The 22,727-nt window shown below is 72.0% G+C and carries 24 protein-coding genes; 17 read left to right on the top strand and 7 right to left on the bottom strand.

The annotated features are described in order from the left end of the window. Positions 1–14: 14 nt before the first annotated feature. Positions 15–1,310: a citrate synthase gene (locus tag DX116_RS01590; RefSeq protein ID WP_119702487.1), complete on the bottom strand. Its 1,296-nt coding sequence runs from the start codon at positions 1,308–1,310 to the stop codon at positions 15–17. Positions 1,311–1,595: 285 nt separating this feature from the next. On the opposite strand from DX116_RS01590, the gene rplM reads away from it, so the two are divergent. The 4 genes from rplM (at position 1,596) to DX116_RS01570 (ending at position 5,004) form a co-directional block, all read left to right on the top strand. Continuing rightward, entirely contained in the window at positions 1,596–2,039 is a 444-nt protein-coding gene (rplM, locus tag DX116_RS01585) for a 50S ribosomal protein L13 (protein WP_056606281.1), read from the top strand. A gap of 19 nt (positions 2,040–2,058) precedes the next feature. Beyond that, positions 2,059–2,562, top strand: coding sequence for a 30S ribosomal protein S9 (gene rpsI / locus DX116_RS01580; RefSeq protein WP_119702486.1), 504 nt, complete (start codon positions 2,059–2,061; stop codon positions 2,560–2,562). A gap of 7 nt (positions 2,563–2,569) precedes the next feature. Continuing rightward, on the top strand, positions 2,570–3,916 hold the full coding sequence (gene glmM, locus DX116_RS01575) for a phosphoglucosamine mutase (protein WP_119702485.1): 1,347 nt from the start codon (positions 2,570–2,572) through the stop codon (positions 3,914–3,916). Between the two features lie 119 nt (positions 3,917–4,035). Further along, positions 4,036–5,004, top strand: a complete 969-nt coding sequence (locus DX116_RS01570) for a GNAT family N-acetyltransferase (RefSeq protein WP_119702484.1) — start codon at positions 4,036–4,038, stop codon at positions 5,002–5,004. Between the two features lie 120 nt (positions 5,005–5,124). Here DX116_RS01570 and coaA read toward each other — a convergent pair whose 3' ends face one another. After that, on the bottom strand, positions 5,125–6,075 hold the full coding sequence (gene coaA / locus DX116_RS01565; RefSeq protein ID WP_119702483.1) for a type I pantothenate kinase: 951 nt from the start codon (positions 6,073–6,075) through the stop codon (positions 5,125–5,127). Between the two features lie 100 nt (positions 6,076–6,175). Here coaA and glmS point away from each other — a divergent pair, with 100 nt between their 5' ends. From glmS to DX116_RS01510, 11 genes are all read left to right on the top strand, one after another. After that, positions 6,176–8,020, top strand: coding sequence for a glutamine--fructose-6-phosphate transaminase (isomerizing) (glmS, locus tag DX116_RS01560; protein ID WP_119702482.1), 1,845 nt, complete (start codon positions 6,176–6,178; stop codon positions 8,018–8,020). Positions 8,021–8,148: 128 nt separating this feature from the next. Beyond that, positions 8,149–8,502, top strand: coding sequence for a holo-ACP synthase (locus tag DX116_RS01555; RefSeq protein WP_119702481.1), 354 nt, complete (start codon positions 8,149–8,151; stop codon positions 8,500–8,502). After that, complete coding sequence (locus DX116_RS01550; protein ID WP_119702480.1) at positions 8,496–9,941, top strand: bifunctional ADP-dependent NAD(P)H-hydrate dehydratase/NAD(P)H-hydrate epimerase; 1,446 nt, start codon at positions 8,496–8,498, stop codon at positions 9,939–9,941. The genes DX116_RS01555 and DX116_RS01550 overlap by 7 nt, the downstream gene beginning before the upstream one ends. Then, the gene (gene alr / locus DX116_RS01545) at positions 9,941–11,062 is read left to right on the top strand and encodes an alanine racemase (protein ID WP_233556533.1); all 1,122 of its coding nucleotides are present in this window, start codon (positions 9,941–9,943) and stop codon (positions 11,060–11,062) included. The genes DX116_RS01550 and alr overlap by 1 nt, the downstream gene beginning before the upstream one ends. Further along, complete coding sequence (locus tag DX116_RS01540) at positions 11,059–12,048, top strand: alpha/beta fold hydrolase (RefSeq protein WP_119702478.1); 990 nt, start codon at positions 11,059–11,061, stop codon at positions 12,046–12,048. Before alr ends, DX116_RS01540 begins: the two co-directional genes overlap by 4 nt. Next, positions 12,045–13,046 (top strand): tRNA (adenosine(37)-N6)-threonylcarbamoyltransferase complex ATPase subunit type 1 TsaE, encoded by a 1,002-nt coding sequence (tsaE, locus tag DX116_RS20390; RefSeq protein ID WP_119702477.1) that lies wholly within the window; start codon positions 12,045–12,047, stop codon positions 13,044–13,046. The genes DX116_RS01540 and tsaE overlap by 4 nt, the downstream gene beginning before the upstream one ends. A 9-nt stretch (positions 13,047–13,055) precedes the next feature. Then, the gene (gene tsaB, locus DX116_RS01530; RefSeq protein ID WP_119702476.1) at positions 13,056–13,691 is read left to right on the top strand and encodes a tRNA (adenosine(37)-N6)-threonylcarbamoyltransferase complex dimerization subunit type 1 TsaB; all 636 of its coding nucleotides are present in this window, start codon (positions 13,056–13,058) and stop codon (positions 13,689–13,691) included. After that, complete coding sequence (locus DX116_RS01525; protein WP_119702475.1) at positions 13,688–14,122, top strand: GNAT family N-acetyltransferase; 435 nt, start codon at positions 13,688–13,690, stop codon at positions 14,120–14,122. The genes tsaB and DX116_RS01525 overlap by 4 nt, the downstream gene beginning before the upstream one ends. Positions 14,123–14,349: 227 nt before the next feature. Further along, the gene (locus tag DX116_RS01520) at positions 14,350–14,742 is read left to right on the top strand and encodes a DUF5709 domain-containing protein (RefSeq protein ID WP_119702474.1); all 393 of its coding nucleotides are present in this window, start codon (positions 14,350–14,352) and stop codon (positions 14,740–14,742) included. A gap of 89 nt (positions 14,743–14,831) precedes the next feature. Then, the gene (locus DX116_RS01515) at positions 14,832–15,596 is read left to right on the top strand and encodes a lysophospholipid acyltransferase family protein (protein ID WP_119704058.1); all 765 of its coding nucleotides are present in this window, start codon (positions 14,832–14,834) and stop codon (positions 15,594–15,596) included. Positions 15,597–15,605: 9 nt separating this feature from the next. Continuing rightward, positions 15,606–15,911: a DUF427 domain-containing protein gene (locus DX116_RS01510; protein WP_119702473.1), complete on the top strand. Its 306-nt coding sequence runs from the start codon at positions 15,606–15,608 to the stop codon at positions 15,909–15,911. 14 nt (positions 15,912–15,925) lie between these two features. Here DX116_RS01510 and DX116_RS01505 read toward each other — a convergent pair whose 3' ends face one another. Further along, positions 15,926–16,429, bottom strand: coding sequence for a DinB family protein (locus tag DX116_RS01505; protein ID WP_119702472.1), 504 nt, complete (start codon positions 16,427–16,429; stop codon positions 15,926–15,928). Between the two features lie 27 nt (positions 16,430–16,456). Here DX116_RS01505 and tsaD point away from each other — a divergent pair, with 27 nt between their 5' ends. Continuing rightward, positions 16,457–17,503 carry a tRNA (adenosine(37)-N6)-threonylcarbamoyltransferase complex transferase subunit TsaD gene (gene tsaD / locus DX116_RS01500; protein WP_119702471.1) on the top strand — a complete coding sequence of 349 codons (1,047 nt, stop codon included), beginning with the start codon at positions 16,457–16,459 and terminating at the stop codon, positions 17,501–17,503. Continuing rightward, positions 17,503–19,167 (top strand): glycoside hydrolase family 3 N-terminal domain-containing protein, encoded by a 1,665-nt coding sequence (locus DX116_RS01495; protein ID WP_158591865.1) that lies wholly within the window; start codon positions 17,503–17,505, stop codon positions 19,165–19,167. The genes tsaD and DX116_RS01495 overlap by 1 nt, the downstream gene beginning before the upstream one ends. A gap of 103 nt (positions 19,168–19,270) precedes the next feature. On the opposite strand, the gene DX116_RS01490 is transcribed toward DX116_RS01495, so the two are convergent. From DX116_RS01490 to DX116_RS01475, 4 genes are read right to left on the bottom strand one after another with little or no spacing between them, the layout of a single operon-like run. Further along, positions 19,271–20,119, bottom strand: a complete 849-nt coding sequence (locus DX116_RS01490) for a 5-oxoprolinase subunit C family protein (RefSeq protein ID WP_119702469.1) — start codon at positions 20,117–20,119, stop codon at positions 19,271–19,273. Continuing rightward, positions 20,116–20,709, bottom strand: coding sequence for a 5-oxoprolinase subunit B family protein (locus DX116_RS01485; RefSeq protein ID WP_119702468.1), 594 nt, complete (start codon positions 20,707–20,709; stop codon positions 20,116–20,118). Before DX116_RS01485 ends, DX116_RS01490 begins: the two co-directional genes overlap by 4 nt. Then, positions 20,706–21,419 carry a LamB/YcsF family protein gene (locus tag DX116_RS01480; RefSeq protein WP_119702467.1) on the bottom strand — a complete coding sequence of 238 codons (714 nt, stop codon included), beginning with the start codon at positions 21,417–21,419 and terminating at the stop codon, positions 20,706–20,708. Before DX116_RS01480 ends, DX116_RS01485 begins: the two co-directional genes overlap by 4 nt. A gap of 21 nt (positions 21,420–21,440) precedes the next feature. Beyond that, on the bottom strand, positions 21,441–22,595 hold the full coding sequence (locus DX116_RS01475) for a class I SAM-dependent methyltransferase (protein ID WP_119702466.1): 1,155 nt from the start codon (positions 22,593–22,595) through the stop codon (positions 21,441–21,443). Between the last annotated feature and the right edge of the window lie 132 nt (positions 22,596–22,727).

The raw sequence follows: 22,727 nt of genomic DNA, 5'->3' as shown, positions 1-22,727 counted from the left end.
GTCGAACAGGTCGGTCAGGACCAGCGCTGCTCGGCCGACGTGAAGTCGAGACGACGGTCGCCGGTGTAGATCTGCTTGGGGCGGGCGATCTTCTGCTCCTTGTCGTCCACCAGCTCGATCCACTGCGCGAGCCAGCCCGACGTGCGCGGGATGGCGAACAGCACCGTGAACATCTCGGGCGGGAACTGGAGCGCCTCGTAGATCAGGCCCGAGTAGAAGTCGACGTTGGGGTAGAGCTTGCGGCTGACGAAGTACTCGTCCTCCAGCGCGATGCGCTCCAGCTCCTGGGCGATCTCGAGCAGCGGGTTGACGCCGGTGACCTCGAAGACGTCGTCGACGGCCTTCTTGATGATCGTGGCGCGCGGGTCGAAGTTCTTGTAGACGCGGTGACCGAAGCCCATGAGCTTCTCGTCACCCTTCTTGACGCCCTCGATGAACGCGGGGATGTTCTCGGGCACCTTGATGCGCTTGAGCATCTTGAGCACGGCCTCGTTGGCGCCGCCGTGCAGCGGGCCGTAGAGGGCCGCGATGCCGGCGCTGACGGCCGAGTACGGGTCGACCTGGCTCGAGCCGACCGAGCGGACGGCGTTGGTCGAGCAGTTCTGCTCGTGGTCGGCGTGCAGGATGAACAGCACCTCGAGGGCCTTGGCCAGGCGCGGGTCGGGGTTGTACTTCTGCTCCGACATCTTGAACAGCATCGAGAGGAAGTTCTCGGTGTAGGTCAGATCGTTGTCGGGGTATACGTACGGCTTGCCCTGCGCGTGGCGGAACGACCAGGCGCCGAGCGTCGGCATCTTGGCGATCAGGCGCACGACCTGGTCGTGACGGATCTGGGGATCGCTGATGTTGCGGGCCTCGGGGTAGAACGTCGACAGCGCGCCGACGCTCGACAGCAGCATGCCCATGGGGTGCGCGTCGTAGCGGAAGCCCTGCAGCTGCGACTTGAGGTTTTCGTGCACGAAGGTGTGGAACGTGATCTCGTGCACCCACTGGTCGTGCTGCTCGCGCGTCGGCAGCTCGCCGTGGATCAGCAGGTACGCGACCTCGAGGTACGTCGACTTCTCGGCCAGCTGCTCGATCGGGTAGCCGCGGTACTCCAGGATGCCCTTGTCGCCGTCGATGTAGGTGACGGCGCTGCGGGTGCTGGCGGTGTTGGTGAAGCCCGGGTCGTAGACGGCCAGGCCCGGCTCGTCGTCGGTCTTGCCGATCTTGGCGAAGTCGCCGGCACGCACGGTGCCGTCGGTGATGGGGAGCTCGTACTCCTCACCGGTACGGTTGTCACGGACGGTGAGGGTGTGGTTCTCGGTCACGATGGGTCTCCTGTGACGTGAAGGAACGAAGCGGCTGCGATGTTGTGGGGCGGCTGCGATGTTGCCGGTCTCCTCTCAACCTAGACGTGAGGAGGGCCTCATCCTCACGTGGGTCCGTCCCGGGGCCGTCCTGGCCCGTCGCGCGGCACCTCGTTTTGACCTTCTCGGTCGTGGCCGGTTAACCTAGTGTGTCGTTGTGCCCAGCCGTTCGAGTCCGGGCGCCGACCACCGCATCGCTGGATGCAGATCACCAGCCACCACCCCCAAGAACGAGAAGGTCACGCCGTGCGCACGTTCAGCCCCAAGCCGTCTGACATCACCCGTCAGTGGCACGTCATCGACGCCGAGGACATCGTCCTGGGCCGTCTCGCCGTCCAGGCTGCGACGCTGCTGCGCGGCAAGCACAAGCCGACCTACGCCCCGCACGTCGACGGTGGCGACTTCGTCATCATCGTCAACGCCGAGAAGGTCGCCCTGTCGGGCAACAAGCGCACCGACAAGCTCGCCTACCGTCACAGCGGCTACCCGGGCGGACTCAAGTCCATCGCCTACGGTGACCTGCTCGACAAGGACGCCCGCAAGGCCATCGAGAAGTCGGTCCGCGGCATGCTCCCCAAGAACCGTCTGGGTGATCAGCTGATCACGAAGCTCAAGGTCTACTCCGGCCCCGAGCACCCGCACACCGCCCAGAAGCCCCAGCCGTTCGAGATCACGCAGATCTCCCAGTAAAGAGTAGGTAAGCGTCATCATGGCTGAGACCGCCACCACCGAAGAGACCACCGAGTTCCAGACCAACTCCGAGGGTGTCGCGTACACCTCCGAGTCCGCTGGTGCCTCCGAGACCTCCAGCAAGCCGGCGACGATCGCCCCCGGTGCTGCCACGGGCCGTCGCAAGGAGGCCATCGCTCGCGTCCGCATCGTGCCGGGCACCGGCGTCTGGACCGTCAACGGCAAGCCGCTCGAGGAGTACCTCCCGAACAAGCTGCACCAGCAGATCGCGAAGGAGGCGTTCGCCGAGACCGGTCTGCAGGATCGTTTCGACGTCATCGCCCGCGTCACCGGTGGCGGCATGACCGGTCAGGCCGGCGCCCTGCGTCTCGGCGTGGCCCGCTCGCTCAACCAGATCGACGAAGAGGCCAACCGCCCCGCCCTGAAGAAGGCCGGACTCCTGACGCGCGACTCGCGCATCAAGGAGCGCAAGAAGGCCGGTCTCAAGAAGGCACGCAAGGCGCCGCAGTACAGCAAGCGCTGATCCCACCGTGGGCCGCATCTTTGGCACCGATGGCGTTCGGGGGGTCGCGAACCGCGACCTGACCGCCGAGCTCGCCGTCGACCTCGCCGTCGCCGCGGCCCACGTGCTGGGCGAGGTCGGTGCGTTCGCCGACCAGCGCCCCACGGCAGTCGTGGCCCGCGATCCCCGTGCCTCCGGAGAATTCCTGGAGGCCGCGGTGGTCGCGGGTCTTGCATCTGCCGGGGTCGACGTGCACCGGCTCGGCATCGTCCCGACGCCCGGAGCCGCGTACCTGACGTCGCACCTCGCCGCCGACATGGGCGTCATGATCTCGGCGAGCCACAACGCGATGCCCGACAACGGCATCAAGTTCCTGGCGCGCGGCGGTCTCAAGCTCGACGACGACATCGAGCGTCTCATCGAGGAGCGTCTCGAGGAGCCGTGGGACCGGCCGATCGGGGCCGACGTCGGCCGCATCGGCGACAGCCACGCGGGCGTCGCCGCCTACGTCAAGCACCTGGTCGACTCCACCCCGGTCCGTCTCGACGGCCTCACGGTCGTCCTCGACTGCGCCAACGGCGCGGCGCACCGCGTCGGGCCCGAGGTCTTCGAGCAGCTGGGCGCCACGGTCGTGGCGATCCACGCCGATCCCGACGGCCTCAACATCAACGAGAACTGCGGGTCGACGCACCTCGACGACCTGCAGAAGGCCGTCGTCGAGCACGGGGCCGACGCGGGCTTCGCCTTCGACGGCGACGCCGACCGGTGCCTGGCGGTCGACCAGACCGGGGCGGTCGTCGACGGCGACCACATCCTGGCGATCCTGGCGCTGTCGGCCCGCGACGCCGGCCGGCTGGCTGACGACACCGTCGTGGCCACCGTCATGAGCAACCTGGGCTTCGTGCAGGCCCTCGAGGCTGCCGGCATCACCGTCATCCAGACCGCGGTCGGCGACCGGTACGTGCTCGAGGCGATGCGCGCCGGCGCCTTCTCCATGGGCGGCGAGCAGTCGGGGCACGTCATCATGGGCGACTACGCCACCACGGGCGACGGCGTGCTCACCGCGGCGCACCTCGCGGCGCGCATGAAGCAGACGGGGTCGTCGCTGTCGCAGCTCGCGTCCGTCATGCGACGCCTGCCCCAGGTGCTGGTCAACGTCCCCGACGTCGACAAGTCGCGGGCCGACACCGACCCCACGCTCCAGGGCGAGGTCGCGATCGCCAGCGCCAGGCTCGGCGACGCCGGGCGGGTGCTGCTGCGACAGTCCGGCACCGAGCCGTTGGTGCGCGTCATGGTCGAGGCCACGACCCACGAAGAGGCCTCAGCCGTCGCGCAGCACCTCGCCGACGTCGTCCGCACCACCCTCGGCCGCTGAGCCTCCCGCCCCACGGCTCGCGAGTGGCGCAGTTCGGTGATTCTGGGACGGCGTGTCGCACGAGAGTGCGCCACTCGGGGACGCGAACGCGCCACTCGCGCGCGTCCTAGGCTGGGCCCATGACCACGGTCCGCGTCGTCGACCTCGCCGATGCCGCATCCTTCGAGCCCTTCTACGACGTCTACCGCCGCTCGTCGGGACGTCCGTTCGATGCCCCGTGGCTGGCGGTCGAGAAGCGGGTCAACCTGACCGACGACGCCTACGGCACCAAGGTCGCGGTGATCGGCCGCGACGACTCCGGTCTCACCGTGGCGGCCGGCTGGTGCGTCATGCCGCTCAGCGACAACACGGCGTTCGCCTTCGTCGAGGTCTTCGTGCCGCCGGAGCACCGCCGTCGGGGCCATGGCACCCAGGTGCTCAGCCACCTGCTGGGCATCGCGCGGTCGCACGGCCGTACCACGGCGTTCTCGATGCCGGCGTGGGCCGTCGACGTCGAGGGCGATGCCGGCCGGTGGTTCGCCGAGGCACACGGCTTCGAGCTGGACATCCTCGACGCGGTCCGCGAGCTCGTGCTGCCGGCGACGCTCCCACCCCTGCAGGTGGCACCCGGCTACGCGCTCGAGACCTGGCGCGGAGCCTGCCCCGACGAGTGGGTCGACGAGTACGCCGACCTGCGGCGCATGCTGACGTCCGAGGCGCCGAGCGGCGACGCGGGGCTCGAGGACGAGCACTGGGACGCCGCCCGCGTGCGCAAGGACGAGGCCGACCTCGTCCGCGTCAGGCGCGAGATGCAGGTCGTGGTGGCGCGAGCGGCGGGCGGCGGGCTCGCCGGCCACACCCAGCTGGCGTTCGCCGGCGACGGCGTCGAGGTCTACCAGTGGGACACCCTGGTGCGTCGCGAGCACCGCGGCCACGGCCTGGGGCTGGCGATGAAGATCCGCGCGATGCAGGCCTCGGCCGACCTGCTGGAGGGGCGGCGGCGCGTCACGACCGAGAACGCCGCGAGCAACCAGCACATGATCGCCGTCAACGAGAGGCTGGGCTTTCGTCAGACGGCCTGGACCGGCGAGTACGTCCGGCCGATCTGACGTCGCGCGAGCGGCGCCTCACGGCTCCCGAGTGGCGCATTCCTGCGGGAAACGCCGTCTCAGATACGCGAGACTGCGCCACTCGCGGAAAGGGGGCGGGCGGGGCCGCCTGGGGAGGGGTCAGATCTTGCGGAGGCGGACCCAGTCGACCGCGTGGTCGGGGCCCTTGCGCAGCACGAGCGAGGCGCGGCCCCGCGTGGTGGCGATGTTCTCCTTGAGGTTGGGCGCGTTGATCGTGTCCCACAGCTCGCCGGCGCGCTCGACGGCCTGCTCGTCGGTGAACGAGCTGTAGCGGTGGAAGTACGACTCGGGATCGGCGAAGGCCGTCTTGCGCAGCGCGAGGAAGCGGTCGACGTACCAGCGGCGGAGATCCTTGCCGGAGGCGTCGACGTAGATCGAGAAGTCGAAGAAGTCGCTGACCGCCAGGCCCGGCGACCCGTCGCCTCGGGGCCGTGCCGGGGCCAGCACGTTGAGGCCCTCGACGATGACGATGTCGGGTGCCTTGACCGTGACGACCTCGTCGGTGCGGTCGTAGGTCAGGTGCGAGTAGACGGGCGCGGTGACGACCTCGACGCCCGACTTGACCTCCATGACGAACCTCAGCAGCGCCTTGCGGTCGTACGACTCGGGAAATCCCTTGCGCCCCAGCAGGTCACGTCGTTCGAGCTCGGCGTTCGGGAACAGGAACCCGTCGGTCGTGACCAGCTCGACGACGGGATGGTCGGGGGACTGCGCCAGCAGCTCGCGCAGCAGGCGCGCGGTCGTCGACTTGCCCGCCGCGACCGAGCCGGCGATGCCGATGACGAACGGCGTGCGGCGCGACTGCGGTGCGTGCAGGAACTCCTCCGTCGCCTCGTACAGAGCCCCGGCCAGGCGGACGCGCATGCTGATGAGCTGCGTCATCGGCACGTAGACCTGGCGGACCTCCTCGAGGTCGAGCTCGTCGCCGAAGCCCCGAACGCGCTCGACCTCGTGCGGCTTGAGGGGCTGCGGTGCGTCGCCCGCGAGCCCGGCCCACGCTGCCCTCTCGAGCTCGACGTACGGGGAGTGGTCGCGGGTCATGACGACCATTGTCACGTCACCGTCGTCCGAATGGTGCACGCGGGCCTCCCGCGCGCCGGTCGACGGCGGCCTGACCCGGCCGCGGAGCCGTCGCCGTTAGACTCGACCCATGTGCGGAATTGTCGGATATGTCGGTCAGCGGTCCGCCCTCGACGTCGTCATGGGCGGTCTCAGGCGGCTCGAGTACCGCGGCTACGACTCGGGAGGCGTGGCGCTCGTCGGCGACGGCACCATCTTCTCGGCCAAGAAGGCCGGCAAGCTGCTCAACCTCGACGCCGAGCTGGCGGCTCGACCCCTTCCCGTCACCCACACGGGCATCGGCCACACCCGGTGGGCCACCCACGGGGCCCCCAACGACGTCAACGCCCACCCGCACCTCGACGAGACGCGGCGCGTCGCCGTCGTGCACAACGGCATCATCGAGAACTTCGCGGTGCTGCGTGCCGAGCTCGAGGCAGCGGGGCACGAGCTGGTCTCCGAGACCGACACCGAGGTCGTCGCCCACCTCCTGCACGACGTCCTCGCCGGCACGCCCGACCTCTCGGACGCCGTGCGCGCCGTGTGCCAGCGGCTCGAGGGTGCCTTCACGCTGGTGATCTGCGACGCCGACCAGCCCGACGTCGTCGTCGGCGCGCGCCGCAACTCGCCGCTGGTGGTCGGGCGCGGCGACGGCGAGAACTTCCTCGGCTCCGACGTCGCGGCGTTCATCGAGTACACCCGCGACGCCGTCGAGCTCGGCCAGGACCAGGTCGTCACGATCACCCCCGACGAGATCGTGGTCACCGACTTCTTCGGCGCTCCCGCCGAGACCAAGGAGTACCACGTCGACTGGGACGTCTCGGCCGCTGAGAAGGGCGGTTATGAGTGGTTCATGCTCAAGGAGATGGACGAGCAGCCCCAGGCCGTCGCCGACACGCTGCTGGGCAGGCACTCCCAGACCGGTCAGCTGCAGCTCGACGAGATGCGCCTCAGCGACGACGAGCTGCGCGAGGTCGACCGCATCGTCATCATCGCGTGCGGCACGGCGTCCTACGCGGGCCTCGTCGCCAAGTACGCGATCGAGCACTGGACGCGCATCCCGTGCGAGGTCGAGCTGGCCTCGGAGTTCCGCTACCGCGACCCGATCCTCGACAAGAGCACGCTGGTGGTCGCGATCAGCCAGTCGGGCGAGACGATGGACACCCTCATGGCCATCCGGTACGCCCGTCAGCAGAAGGCTCGGGTGCTGTCGATCTGCAACACCAACGGCTCCACCATCCCGCGCGAGTCCGACGCGGTGATCTACACGCACGCCGGTCCCGAGGTCGCGGTCGCCTCGACCAAGGGCTTCTTGTCGCAGGTCGTCGCCTGCTACCTCCTGGCGCTCTACCTGGCCCAGGTCAAGGGCACCAAGTACGGCGACGAGATCGCCAGCATCCTCGCCGAGATCGACCGGGTGCCGGCGGGCATCCAGCGGCTGCTCGACGAGGGCGACCAGGTGCGCAAGCTCGCTGCCGACCTGTCGGGGTCGCGGTCGATCCTGTTCCTCGGTCGCCACGTCGGCTACCCCGTCGCGCTCGAGGGGGCCCTCAAGCTCAAGGAGCTGGCCTACATCCACGCCGAGGGCTTCGCGGCCGGCGAGCTCAAGCACGGCCCGATCGCGCTGGTCGAGGACGGGCTCCCGGTGTTCGTGGTCGTACCGCCCAAGGGGCGCGACCAGCTGCAGGAGAAGACCATCAGCAGCATCCAGGAGATCCGGGCGCGTGGGGCCCGCACGATCGTGCTCGCCGAGGACGGCGACGACGACGTGGTGCCCTACGCCGACCACCTCATCCGCCTGCCGAAGGTGCCGACGCTCCTGCAGCCGCTCGTCGCGACGGTCCCGCTGCAGATCTTCGCCACCGAGTTCGCCGACCAGCTGGGTCACGACGTCGACCAGCCCCGCAACCTGGCCAAGTCGGTCACGGTCGAATAGGGCGCGCGGCTCCTTCGTCGCCGCTCCCGTCGCTCGTTCCTCGCGCCGGCCGCGCTTCGCGCGGACGCCTGCCTTCGGTCGCTGGCGCTCCCTCGGCCAGTGGTGGGGGCGACGATAGGCTGAGCAGCATGGCAATCGTCGGGATCGGGGTGGACGTGGTCGATTTGGTCCGATTCGCGGCGTCCCTCGAGCGGACGCCGACCCTGCGCGACCGGCTGTTCACCGCGGCCGAGGCAGATCTGCCGCTCGAGTCGCTGGCCGGACGCTTCGCGGCGAAGGAGGCCTTCGTCAAGGCGTGCCGGGCGCCGGCGGGGATGTCGTGGCAGGACATCGAGGTCGTCGCCGACGCCGTCGGGGCGCCCGTCATGACCCTGACCGGCGCCGCTCTCGACCGCGCGACCGAGCTCGGCATCACCACGACGCACCTGTCCATCTCGCACGACACGATCGTCGCGACGGCCTTCGTGGTGGCCGAGTGCTGAGGGCGCACGCCGTCGCCGACGTGCGGGCCGCCGAGCACGCCCTCGCCGCCGGCCTGCCGAGCGGCGAGCTGATGCGACGGGCGGCCCGCGGGCTCGCCGACGCGCTCGACCACGTCCCGGCCGGCGAGGTGCTGGTGATGCTGGTCGGCCCGGGCGACAACGGCGGCGACGCGCTGTACGCGGCGACCCACCTGCTCGACGGCGGGGTGCGGGTCGACCTGTGCCTGCTCGACCCCGACAAGGCCCACGCCGCCGGCCTGGACGCCGCGCTGGCGGCCGGTGCCCAGGTCGTCGACGCGCCCTCGCAGCAGCGTCACTGCCTCGATGCGCTCTTCGGCATCGGCGCACGGCCGGGGCTGAGCGGCCGCGCCGCCGAGTGGGCCGAGTGGATCGCCGGCACGCGACCCCGCACCGTCGCGGTCGACGTGCCCTCGGGCGTCGACGTCGATGGCGCGACCCTGCCCACGTCGGTGCACGTCACGGCCGATGCCACGGTGACGTTCGGCACCTACAAGAACGCCTTGCTGGTCGGCCCGGCCGCCGGAGCCGCCGGGTGGGGCGATGCCTCGATCGCCCAGCTCGTCGACATCGGCCTCGGCCCGCACCTCCCGCAGGCCAGCGTCGAGGCGATCGAGGCGTCCGACGGCCACCTGCTGGTCGAGACGTTCGCGTGGCTGCGCGAGCCGGCCAGCCAGAAGTACTCGCGGGGGGTCGTGGGCATCGCGGCCGGGTCGTCGCAGTACGCCGGCGCGGCGCACCTGTGCGTCGCGGGGGCACTCACCGGCATGGCCGGCATGGTCCGCTTCGTGGGCGACGCCGAGCTGAGCCGCCGGGTCGTCGATCGCGCACCCGAGGTGGTCGCAGGACGCGGACGCGTGCAGGCGTGGGTCGTGGGCCCGGGCGGGGGCGACGATGCCGAGCAGCAGCTCACGGCCGCCCTCGACGACGGTGTCGCCGTGGTCGTCGACGCCAGCGCGCTGCAGCACCTGCCCGACTCCTTCGACGTCCCGGCCCTGCTGACGCCTCACGCCGGCGAGCTCGCCGACATGCTGGGCACCCGACGCGACGCGATCGAGGCCGAGCCGCTGCGCCACGCCACCGCCGCGGCCGAGCGCTGGGGCGCGACGGTGCTGCTCAAGGGGGCGCGCACCCTGGTGGCCACCCCGGGCCGCACGACCCGCGTCAACCTCACCGGGTCGCCGTGGCTGGGCACGGCCGGATCGGGCGACGTCCTCGCGGGCCTGGCGGGCTCGCTGCTGGCCTCCGGCGCCGATCCGCACGACGCGGGTTCGATCGCGGCATTCCTGCACGGGGCGGCCAGCGTGCGCGCCAATCGCGGCGGACCGGTCACCGCATCGGCCGTCGCCCAGGCGCTGCCCGCGACCCTGGCCGCCTTCCACGACGGCGAGCTCGACGACGTCCGCGACTGGAGACGATGATGCCCACTCCGCAGATCGAGGCCGTGATCGACCTCGACGCCTTCGGTGCGAACATCGCCGCCTTGGCGGCCTGCGCCCCGTCATCGGCCCTGATGACGGTCGTCAAGGCCGATGCCTACGGCCACGGCAGGGTGCGCATGGCACGGGCGGCGCGTGCGGCGGGCTCCACCTGGCTCGGCGTCGCGACGATCGACGAGGCCCTGGCCCTGCGGCAGGCCGGCGACTCCGGTCCGCTGCTGTGCTGGTTGGCCGTCCCCGGCGCCGCCTACGGCGCGGCGGTCGAGGCAGGCATCGAGCTCACGGCGTCGTCGGTCGAGCAGCTCGACGAGATCGTCGCCGCCGCGGGCCGGCGCCCGCGGGTACAGCTCAAGGTCGACACCGGCCTGTCGCGCAACGGCGCCCGTGGCGACGAGTGGACCGCGCTGGTCGCCGCGGCTGCCTCGGCCCAAGCCGCGGGCCGTGTCGAGATCACCGGCGTCTGGTCGCACCTGGCCTGCGCCGACGAGCCGGACCACCCGGCCAACGACGTCCAGGAGTCGGTGTTCCGGGCCGCGGTCGACGAGCTGGCCGCCGCCGGGCTGTCGCCGGACCTTCGGCACCTCGCGAACTCCGCCGCGACCCTGACGCGTCCGTCGACGCACCTCGACCTCGTGCGGGTGGGCATCGCGGCGTACGGCATCCCGCCCGCCCCCGACCTGGGCTACGAGACGACGCTGACCCCCGTCATGACGCTGCGCACGCGTCTCGCGCAGGTCAAGCGGGTGCCGGCAGGAGCAGGCGTCTCGTACGGGCACCAATGGGTCGCCGATCACGAGACCACGCTCGGGCTGGTGCCGATGGGCTATGGCGACGGCATCGCGGTCGCCGCGTCCAACCGGGCCGAGCTGCAGGTCGGTGGCGCGCGGGTGCCGCTGGTCGGGCGGGTCTGCATGGACCAGCTCGTCGTCGACCTCGGCGACGCCCCGGCCGGCCGGGGCGACCTGGTGACGTTGTTCGGCCCCGGTCATGACGGCGAGCCGACTGCGCAAGACTGGGCGGCGGCGACCGACACGATCGCCTACGAGGTCGTCACCCGCCTGGGTGGCCGCACCGTGCGGACCTACCGGGGTGGCGAGGCATGAGCAAGACGATGAGGCTGGCCGGGACGGCAGGAGCATTCGTGGCTGCGGGCACCGTGGCGACGCTGCTCAACGGACGGGTGCGCACGCACCGTCGCCGGCGGCGGGGCGAGGACGTCGAGTTCGGCTCGGTGCGCAGCGACGGCACCACGGTGGTCTCGACCGACGGCGTGCCGCTGCACGTCGAGGTCGACGAGGCCGAGCGCAAGACGCCCACGCTGGTGTTCCTGCACGGCTGGGTCGAGAACATCGACGTGTGGCACTACCAGCGCCTGGCGCTGCGCGGCCAGGTGCGGATGGTGTTCGTCGACCTGCGGTCGCACGGGCGCTCGGGCCGCGCCACCAGCAAGAAGTCGACCTTCGCCGAGCTCGCCGACGACATCGTCTCGGTGATCCAGCAGCTCGTCCCGCGGGGGCCGATCGTCCTGATCGGGCACTCGATGGGCGGGATGGCGATCATGCAGCTCGCCGGCACGAGGCCCGAGCTGTTCGGCTCGCGGGTCAAGGGCGTCGTGCTGCTCGGCACCAGCTCGGGACGGCTCATGCGCAGCAGCCCCGGTCTGCGCTACCTGATCCCGATCCTGCGGGCTGGGGCGCCCGTGCTCGACTGGGGCCGGCGCTTCAACAGCTACTCGATCATCCGCCGCTGGGGCCTGGGGCCGGGCGCGCACGAGCGGCACGTCGACATGGCCAACGAGATGATCCTCGAGGCACCCACGCACGTGCTGACCGACTTCTACCCCAACTTCGTCGGGCTCGACCTGACGGCGGGGCTCGAGGCGCTCGGCCGGGCCCGCACCACCGTGGCGGGCGGCACGGCCGACCTGCTGACGCCCGTCAAGCACAGCCGCCGGCTCGCCGCGGCGATCCCCGGTGCCGAGCTCGTGGTGCTCGACGACGTGGGGCACATGCTGATGTTCGAGGAGCACGAGGCCGTCACCGCGATCATCGAGGACGTGCTCGACGACGTGAAGGAGGCCATGTCATGACGTCCAACGCCCTGAACGTCATCGATGCCGGACCGGAGCACGCGGCGGTCATCGTCGACATCATCCACCGCTCGTTCGGAGCCCGTCCCACCCTCGACCCGCCGTCGACGGCGCTCGACGAGACCGTCGAGTCGGTCGCCGAGACCTTGCGGACGGCCGGCGGCCTGCTGGTCGAGCGCCGCGGGCTGCCGATGGGCGCGCTGCTGTTCGACGAGTCCCGTCCGGGGCAGCTGGGCCTGCGCAGGGTGTGCGTCGATCCCGACATCCAGGCGCGTGGCGTGGCCTCGGCCATGGTGGGCGTCGCCGAGGACACCGCCGAGGAGCGCGGCAAGGACGGCATCTGGCTCGACGTGCGCGAGGAGCTGCCCGACACGGTGCAGTTCTGGTCGCGGCGCCTGTACGTCCCCGTGGGGCGGGACGAGCCGTTCATCGAGTTCGGCAAGACGTTGTGGCTGGCCCGCGAGGTGCCGACCCCCGAGGAGATGCAGGCTCTCGCGTCGCGCCTGGCGCCGCTGCTGCGGGCGGGCGACCTGCTCGTGCTGTCGGGTGACCTCGGCGCCGGCAAGACGACGTTCACGCAGGGCCTCGGCGAGGCGCTGGGCGTGCGCGGCCCCGTCACGTCGCCCACCTTCGTCCTGGCCCGCACGCACCCGTCGTTGGTCGACGGGCCGCCGCTGGTGCACGTCGACGCCTACCGGCTCGGCGACCTCAGCGAGCTCGACGACCTCGACCTCGACTCCACCACCGAGTCGGCCGTGACGGTGGTGGAGTGGGGCGACGGCATGGCCGAGCAGCTCGCCGACAGCTGGCTGCACGTCCGCATCGAGGTCCGCGGGCCGCGGCCCATCGACCCGCTCGGCACACCGCACGACGGCGAGGTCGGCGAGCTGCCCGACGAGGTCGACCCCCGCGTCGTCACGATCAAGCCGCACGGCGCGCGCTGGGTGGGCGTCCCCCTGCGGTCGACGCTGTTGGGCTCGACGCCGACGGGCTCGTAGGCTTCAGCCGTGCTCCTCCTCGCCTTCGACACCGCCACCCCGGTCATCACCGTCGCCGTCCACGACGGCACCCGCGTGGTGGGCCAGGCCTCCGGTGAGGGGGCGATGGCCCACGGCGAGCTGCTGGCCCCGGCGATCCGCGACGCGATGGCCCAGGCGGGTGCCGCGATGGGCGACCTCACCGACGTCGCCGTCGGCGTCGGGCCGGGCCCGTTCACCGGCCTGCGGGTCGGCGTCGTCACGGCGCTCACGCTCGCGTCCACCTTGGGGCTGACCGCTCACGGCGTGTGCTCGCTCGACATCGTCGCGGCCGACGTCCAGGTCGAGGGCGAGTTCCTCGTGGCGACCGATGCTCGCCGCAAGGAGGTCTACTGGGCGCGCTACGGGGGAGACCACCTCCGTCTCGACGGCCCCCACGTGCTCAAGCCGGCCGACCTCGCGGCGCTGCACCCAGACCTCCCGGCGTTCGGACAGGGCGCCCACCTCTACGACGGCGTGCTGCGCGCGGCGGGCGAGGTCGGTGCCCCGCGGGCGTCGTCGCTGGCGCAGCTGGTGGTGTCCGGACGCGCGGTCGAGCTGCCGCTCGAGCCGCTCTACCTGCGCCGGCCCGACGCCGTGCCCCAGGTGTCGTCGAAGCGCGCATGACCCGCCGCGCGACGCTCGACGACGTCGCCGCCATCGCGGCCGTCGAGGCGGCGTGCTTCGGGTCGTCGGCGTGGAGCGAGACCCTCGTGGCCGACGAGGTGCGGGGCGAGCGCCACGTCGTGCTCGTGTCGGACGACCTCGAGGCCTACGGCGCGATCTCCGTGGCCGGCGACGTGGCCGACCTCGACCGCATCGCGGTGATCCCGGCTGCCCGCGGACGCGGCCTGGCCCGCGACGTCCTCGCCGAGCTCGTCGACCTGGCCCGCGACCTCGACGCCGAGCGGATGCTGCTCGAGGTGGCCGCCGACAACGTCGCCGCGATCGGTCTCTACGAGGCGCACGGCTTCGACACGATCGCCACCCGCCGGGGCTACTACGCCGGCGGGATCGACGCGCTGGTCATGCAGCTCGACATCCAGGAGTGGCGATGAGCCGGCGACCCGCCGGACGAGTGACGAGACTCCGCCCACGGGACCCTGCCCCTGAGAAGGAACGTCAGCTCCCGCAGTCCGTACGAGGACGTCGTCGGCTGCTCGTGGGCGGTGCGGCCGGTCGCGACGATGGTGCAGGTCACGGCCTTCGCGCACCCCGACCACCTCGTCGAGATCGAGGTCGAGGCTCACCGTGCGCCTCAGGGCTGGCGTGCGAGGCTGGGTTCATGACCGAGACACCTGACACCTTCCCCGAGGACGATCAAGGCCCCGACCAGGACGCGATCTTCGACGACCCCGACGCGACGCTCGACTCCGGCTACTCGCCGCCCGAGGCGTACCGCGGCGAGGGCTTCGGCACGACGGCCGACGAGCAGCTGCAGGGCGAGTCCCTCGACGAGCGCCTGCGCCAGGAGGAGCCCGAGCCCGACCCCTACGCCGAGGCCGGCGAGGACCTCGACGACGGCGAGGTCGGCGGTGAGCGGGCCGGTCGCCTGGTCGACCCCGACGGCGGCATCGGCGAGGACGTCGAGAAGGACCTCGTCGGCGACGACGTCGGCATCGACGGGGCCGCGGCCAGTGCCGAAGAGGCCGCCGTGCACATCGTCCCCGAGGACTGAGCGCACGACCCCACGTACGTCCCGAGCCTCGCTCGTGCACCCGGCCGGCTCGACCCGCCGGGTGCACGCGTGTGCACTACCCTGACCGGATGCGCGACCTCACGTACCCGGCCACGATCGTCACCGCCAAGACGCTCTTCAAGGTCCTCGGCATGAAGTTCCAGATGTCGGGCACCGAGCACATCCCGCGCGAGGGCGGCGCGATCCTGGCCGCCAACCACATCGGCTACGTCGACTTCGTCTTCGACGGCCTCGCGGCGCAGCCGAGCGGCCGGCTGGTGCGCTTCATGGCCAAGAAGGAAGCCTTCGACCACCGGGTGTCGGGGCCGATCATGCGCTCGTTCCACCACATCTCGGTCGACCGCGACAACGGCCAGCAGTCGTACGACGACGCCGTGCGGTACGCCCGCGAGGGCGAGATCGTCGGCATCTTCCCGGAGGCGACGATCAGCCGGTCGTTCGAGATCAAGGAGCTCAAGACCGGTGCGGTCAGGATGGCTGCCGAGGCGGGCGTGCCGCTCATCCCCATGGTCACGTGGGGCACCCAGCTGCTCAAGACCAAGGACCACGAGCCGGACCTGAAGGGCCGCGGCAAGACGATCGGCCTGCACGTCGGCGCGCCCATCGCGGTGACGGGTGAGGACCCGGTCGCCGAGACGGCGGTGCTGCGCGACGAGATGTCGAGGCTGCTCGACCACGCGATCGCCGAGTACCCGCTGCGTCCCGAGGGCCAGTGGTGGGCACCGGCCCGCCACGGCGGCACCGCGCCGACCTTGGCCGAGGCTGCCAGACTCGACGAGCAGGAGTACGCGGCCCGCGCCGCCCGACGCGCCGCGAAGAACACCGATCGCTAGGAGCAGCGCATGAAGGCCGTCATCGGATCCACCGTCGTCGCCGACGCACCCACCGACCAGCTCGTCACGATCGAGGGCAACTGGTACTTCCCGCCGTCCAGCCTCACCGAGGGCGCGTTCACCAAGAGCCCCACCGCGTACCACTGCCCCTGGAAGGGCGACGCCCAGTACTTCGACGTCGGCACGGGCGACGACGTGGCCAAGGACGGCGGCTGGTCGTACCCCGAGCCCATCCCGTCGTCGTTCGACCGGGTCGGCCAGGACTACAGCGGCTACGTCGCCTTCGACAAGAGCCAGGTCACCCTCTCCGAGTAGCCCCGTCCCCGCGGCTAGTCGCCCGTCGACCCGTCGGCGAGCTCGCGCAGGATGTCGAGGTGGCCGTTGTGGCGGGCGGTCTCCTCGATCAGGTGCAGCAGGATCCACCGTGCCGTCACGGGTTGTGCAGGCAGCTCGCCCTGGCGCACCAGGTCGAGGTCGACCTCGGCGAACACCGCCCGGGTGCGGGCCGCCTCCTGCTCGTAGAGCTCGATGACGTCCTCGATCGGCAGGGTCGAGCCTTCCTCCATCTCGGCGTCCGGCCTCTCCTTCGTCCACGGCCGGTCGTCCACCCCGCCGAGCAGGTCGGCGGTCACCCACGACCGCTCGACCCAGCGCAGGTGGTTGAGGACGTTGGCCGCGCTCATCAGCGGCGAGGTCGGCAGGGGAGCGGCCCGGGCCAGCTCCTGGCTCAGGCCGCTGACCTTCATGACCGCCGTGTCCTGCGTGTAGTGCAGCATCTGCAGCAGCACGCTGCGCTCGTCGTAGGCCTCGGGGATGTCGTCGGTGCGGGTCATGCCGACGACGATGGCAGACTGTCAGGCGTGAGCGAACCCCTGGTCCTGGGCATCGAGTCGTCGTGCGACGAGACCGGTGTCGGCATCGTCCGTGGCACCGAGCTGCTGGCGCACGCCCTCAGCTCGAGCATGGAGCAGCACGTGCGCTTCGGCGGCGTGGTGCCCGAGGTCGCCAGCCGTGCGCACCTCGAGGCGATGGTGCCGACGCTCGAGCAGGCCTACGCCGAGTCGGGCGTCCGGGTGCAGGACGTCGACGCGATCGCGGTGACCAGCGGGCCCGGACTCACCGGCGCGCTGCTGGTGGGCGTCGCGGCCGCCAAGGCCCTCGCGCTGGCCCACGACAAGCCGCTCTACGGCGTCAACCACCTGGCCGCGCACGTCGCGGTCGACCAGCTCGAGCACGGCCGGTTCGGCGAGCGGGTCGCCGCCCTGCTGGTCAGCGGCGGGCACACCGAGCTGCTGCTGGTCGACGACATCGTCACCGACATCACGCTGCTCGGGCAGACGATCGACGACGCCGCGGGCGAGGCCTTCGACAAGGTCGCGCGCCTGCTCGACCTGCCCTACCCGGGCGGTCCGCACATCGACCGCGTGGCGCGCGACGGGGACCCGTCGGCGATCGCGTTCCCGCGGGGGCTCACGACCGGTCGCGACGTCGAGAAGCACCGCTACGACTTCTCGTTCTCGGGGCTCAAGAGCGCCGTCGCGCGGCACGTCCAGCACGAGCAGCGCATGGGGCGGACGTTCGACGTCGCCGACGTGGCCGCGTCGTTCCAGGACGCGGTCTGCGACGTGCTGACCAAGAAGGCCGTCGCCGCGTGCCGCGAGCACGACGTCGACACCCTGATCATCGGGGGAGGGGTCGCGGCCAATGCGCGGCTGCGCCACTATGCCGAGGAGCGGGCGGCCAAGGCCGGCATCACGCTGCGCATCCCCCGTCTGGGCCTGTGCACCGACAACGGCGCGATGGTCGCGGCCCTCGGCGCCGAGGTCGTCCGTCGCGGCATCGCCCCGTCGTCGCTCGACCTGCCTGCCGACTCGGGCCTGCCCGTGACGCAGGTCGTGGCCGCCTAGTGACGGCACCCACGCGCCACCGGTCACGCACGCGCACCGCCGCCACGGTCGTCCTCTCGGTGCTCGTCGTCATCGGTGCCGTCGGCTGGTGGACCCGCCTCGCCCCCGAGGGCGACGGCGGCACCGACCGGGTGGTCGGCGGCGGGGGCAGCACCCCCGCGCCGTCCGAGCCGGCGAAGAAGGCCGGCTGGGCCCCGACGTCCGCCGAGCGCGCGAAGGCCACCAAGCTCGCCGACGCCCTGCCGCTGGAAGACCTCGCGGGTCAGCTCATCATCGCCCGCAGCTTCTCGAACGAGCAGTCGCTGGCCTTGGTGCGCGACAAGCACTTCGCGGGCGTGATGGTCACGGGGCAGCAGATCCTCGACGTGACGACCGACGACCCGCTCGACGACGTCAAGACGTTCAACCGGCAGCTGCAGGAGGCCGGCGCAGGCCGCGGCTTCCCGGTCATGGTGCCGATCGACCAGGAGGGCGGGCTGGTCGCGCGGCTCACCGATCCGCTGACGACGTTCCCGACGTTCATGTCCGCCGGCGCCGCGATCCTCGGGCACGGCGAGCGGGGCGCAGCGGCCGTGACGGCGGCGACCCGCGCGTCGGGTGCCGAGCTGCGGGCGGCCGGCTACAACACGGTCTTCGCCCCCGACGGCGACATCACGATCGGCCCGGCCGACCCCATCATCGGCAGCCGATCGGCCGGCTCCGACCCCGAGACCGTGGCCGAGGCGGTCGTGGCGGCGGTCGACGGCTACTCCGAGGCGGGCGTGATCTCGGCCGTCAAGCACTTCCCGGGGCACAACGTGTCGACCGACAGCCACAAGGGCCTGCCCGTGCTCGACAGCGATCGAGCCCGGCTCAAGTCGCACGACCTCAAGCCGTTCGAGGCGGCCGTCGCCGATGCCGCGCCCGGCATCATGACGGGCCACCTCGACGTCTCCGCGATCGACAAGGGCGTCCCGGCGTCGATGTCGCGCAAGGTCATCACCAAGGGCCTTCGCGACAACCTCGGCTTCGACGGGCTGGTGATCAGCGACTCGCTCGGCATGGGTGCGGTCATGCAGCGCTACCCGGGCGGCGACTCGACGGTCGCGGCGATCAAGGCGGGCAGCGACCTGGCCCTGATGCCGGCCGACAACGAGCAGGCGTACGACGCGGTGCTCGCGGCTCTCAAGTCCGGCGAGATCCCCGAACAGCAGGCGCGCGACTCGGCGGCGCGCACGATCGCCTACCTGCTGCACGCGCAGGCCTCGCCCGAGCTGCCGGGCGAGCCGGGCAGCCACGCCGAGCAGTCGCAAGAGCTCAGCACGATGGCCGCGACCGTGGTCGCCCACCCGTGCCCCGTCCCGCGCATCACGTCGGTCACGCCCACTGGCTCGTCAGAGGCCGTCGCCGCGTTCCGCACCGCCGCCCAAGAGGCGGGCCTGCCGCTGGGCGGCGACACCACCGTGGCGCTGCTCGGGTCCGGCGTGCCGGCCGCCAGCGCGGACGTGGTCGTGTCGACCGACACGCCGTACGGCCTGGCCCGCAGCTCGGCGCCCACCAAGGTCGCGCTGTACGGCCGCGACGTCCCGGCCATGCGAGCGCTCGTGGCTGTCCTGACTGGCAAGGCCCGGGCCCTCGGCCAGCTGCCGGTCGACATCGGCGTCGCGCCTCCCGCCCGCTGCTGACCCGTCCGCGAGTGGCGCAGTCTCGCGATTCTGAGACGGCGTGTCCCGCCGATCTGCGCCACTCGGGGAGGGGTTCGCGCCACTCGCGTGGTGTGCGTGAGGGTCAGGCGCGTCGGTGCAGCCGCACGGAGTCGCCGGGCCGGACCTGCGCCAGCCGGTCGGTGTGGGAGTCGACGACGACGGCGATGACGGGATAGCCCCCGGTCACGGGATGGTCGGGTCCGAAGACGACGGGCTGGCCTGCCGTCGTGACCTGGATGCTGCCGCGCACGACCGGCTCGCTGGGCAGCTCGGCGAGGACGCTGCGGTCGAGCCTGCGGCCGTCGAGCCGTAGGCCGATGCGGTCGGAGGCAGCCGAGAGCGTCCACGCCGTCTCGAGCAGCCGGCGGACGGCCTCGACGGTGAACCAGTCGTCGCGGGGGCCAAGCACCACGTCGACGTCGACACCGCCCGATCGGATGAGCGGGGGGACGTCGTCGAGCGCGGGGATCGTGCGGCGGGCACCGGTCGTCACGGTCTGACCGGCGACGAGTCGCGGCGGTCCCAGGCCGCTGAGCGTGTCGGACGACATCGATCCCAGCTCGGCACGGGCGGCGAATCCCCCCGACACGCCCAGGTAGACGCGCATGCCCGTCGTGGGCAGCCCGACGGCGAGCCGCTGACCCGCCGCGACGGGCACGGCCCGGCCGTGCGGCACCGGTCGTCCGTCGAGCAGCACGGGACCGACGGCACCCGTCACGGCGATGACGTGCGGCGCACCGGCCAGCAGTGTCAGGCCACCGTACGTCTCGACCGCCGCGTCGCCCGGTGCGTTGCCCAGCAGTGCGTTGACCTGCCGGAGCGCATCGCGGTCGAACGCGCCCGACGGGCCGACGCCGAGGTGGCCGCTGCCGGGTCGTCCGCGGTCCTGCAGGGTCGAGCCGAGGCCCGCGCTCTCGACGGCGAAGGTCATGGGTCCACCTCGCGGTCCGCCACGAAGCGGACGGTCGTCCCGGCGACGAGCAGGGCGGGCGGCTCGCGGTCGATGTCCCACGTCGGCAGGGTCGTCCGGCCGATGAGCTGCCAGCCTCCCGGCGACTCGCGGGGGTAGACGCCGCTGAACTCGCCCGCGAGCCCGACCGACCCGGCCGGCACGCGGGTGCGCGGCGACGACCGGCGTGGCACGTGGAGCCGAGGGTCCCCGCCGACGAGGTACGAGAAGCCGGGTGCGAACCCGCCGAACGCGACGGTCCAGGCCGTGCCCGTGTGCGCCGCGACGACGTCGGCCGCCGACATCCCGGTGAGCCCGGCCACCTCCGCGAGATCGGCTCCGTCGTACGTCACGGGGATCTCGACGACGGGGCCGGCCTCGACCGCGGACGTGGACGGATCGGTGCGGGCGATCAGCTCGCGAGAGGCTCGCAGGTCGCCTCGCACCAGCACGGTGCGAGCCCCCAGAACGACCTCGGCGTGCTCGCGCAGCGCTGCGAACCACGTCTGCGCCTCGTGCAGGGTGTCGCACTCGATCAGCACGGCGCGATCGCCGCAGGGAAGGATGTTCACGCCGTGCTCGCCAGCGACGCGCCGGCCTGCGCCAGGGCCGCGCGCACGGCCCGCGCGAGGCCGAGGGCGCCGGGGGAGTCACTGTGCACGCAGATCGAGTCGACCTGGCCCAGCAGACGAACGGCCTGGGCGGCGACCTCGGACGGCTCGTGCAGCACGGCGCCGGCCTCGGTGCGCGGCACGAGCCGCCCCTGGGGCGTGTACGCACGATCGGCGAATCCCTCGCGGACGGTCGGCAGCCCGGCGTCGTCCGCGAGGTCGAGCACCCGCGACCCCGGCAGGCCGAGCAGCGGCAGCGGACGGTCCAGCACACGCAGCGCCTCGACGACCGCCGCGGCCTGCGCCTCGTGGTGGACGATCGCGTTGTAGAGCGCGCCGTGCGGCTTGACGTAGGTGACCTCGCCGCCGACCTCGTGGGCCGCCTCGTCGAGGGCGCGCACCTGGTGGACCACCTCGTGCGTCAGGTCGGCGGGGGCCAGGTCGACGAACACGCGTCCGAACCCCTCGCGGTCCCGGTAGCCGACCTGGGCGCCGATCGCGACGCCGCGCTCGACCGCGGCCTCGCACGTGCGCCGCATCAGCTCGGCGTCGCCGGCGTAGGCGCCGCAGCAGACGTTGGCCGAGGTGACGACGTCGAGCAGGAGCACGTCGTCGCCCGAGCGCCAGCGATCCCACGACTCGCCGAGGTCGGCGTTGAGGTCGACACGCATGAGCCCACCCTAGGGCGACGGTCAGAGGCGCTCGACGAGGAAGGCCCGGCCCTGGCCCTGCACCCGGGTCATGATCACCAGCGCCTTCTGCCGGCCCTTCAGCTTCATGCGACGCACGACCTCCTCGGGCACGATGTCGACGCCGCGCTTCTTGATGGTCAGGGTGCCGACGTCGCGGGCCTGGAGCGCGGCCTTGAGAGGCTTCTCGCGGAACGGCAGCTCGTCGACGACGCGGAAGCCCCGGGCCAGCGGCGTGGCCTCGGCCCGGTCGGAGCCGACGTAGGCGATGTGCGAGTCGGGCAGCCAGCCGCCGATCGTGGCCGCGAGCTCGCCGACCAGGCCGGCACGGATGACGGCGTCGTCGGGCTCGTAGAGGAAGGCGCCGACGTCCGCGACGTCGGGGGAGTGCCCCTGGGCGACCAGCCCCTCACCGGACGGCAGGACCGTCGCGCGGCGGTTCGTCGAGGCGAAGGGGACGCCCCACAGGCAGGCCTCGACCAGGTCGCCGCCGTCGCTGACCCACTCGGCCTCGACACCGTCCGGCACCGCGTCGTGGGCCAGGCCGGGCATGACCTTGGCGACGGCTCGACCCGTGAGCAGCCGGCACACCCAGTCCCAGGGCGGCTGCAGGTCGGCGGTCGAGAACGTCCGTCCGCGGGCGTCGCGGCGTGCGGGGTCGACGAAGACGACCTCGTCGTCGCCCACCGTCACCTCCTGCGCATCGGCGCAGAGCACCTCGCCGGCCAGACCGAGGGCGCGCAGGTTGGCCGCGGCGACCGCCGCGCGGACGGGGTCGCGCTCGACCCCGCGCACGGCCAGACCCGCCCGTGCCATGGCCACCAGGTCGCCGCCGATGCCGCAGCCGAGGTCGACCACGGACGTCGCGCCGCTCGCCGCCAGCCGCGACGCGCGGTGGGTCGCGACCCGCATCCGCGTGGACTGCTCGAGGGAGTCGTGCGTGAAGTACAGGCGGGGCGCGTCGTCGCCGAACTTGGCGGCTGCCTTGCCCCGCAGGTGGTTCTGCGTGACGGCGGCGGCGACGAGGTCGGGCGCGTGCTTCTTGCGCAGCCGGGTGCCGAGCCCGAGGTCGCTCTCGACGCCTGCCCGGGCCGCCACCTCGGACAGCAGCTCCTGTCCCTCGGGTGCCAGCAGTCGCTCGAACGTCGCCAGGTCCATGGGGAGAAGTCTGCCGTGTCGCCCGCAGGGCGTTCGCCGAGCGCGAAACCTCTGGCAGTCCCTTGGGCCGAGTGCCAGCCTCGTGCTACGTTTCGTATTGGCACTCTCCTCCTGAGAGTGCTAAAAATCCGG

Origin of the sequence: Aeromicrobium endophyticum (genome assembly GCF_003586285.1) — a bacterium.
Lineage (GTDB): Bacteria > Actinomycetota > Actinomycetes > Propionibacteriales > Nocardioidaceae > Aeromicrobium > Aeromicrobium endophyticum.
This window is presented reverse-complemented; position numbering and strand designations above follow the sequence as displayed.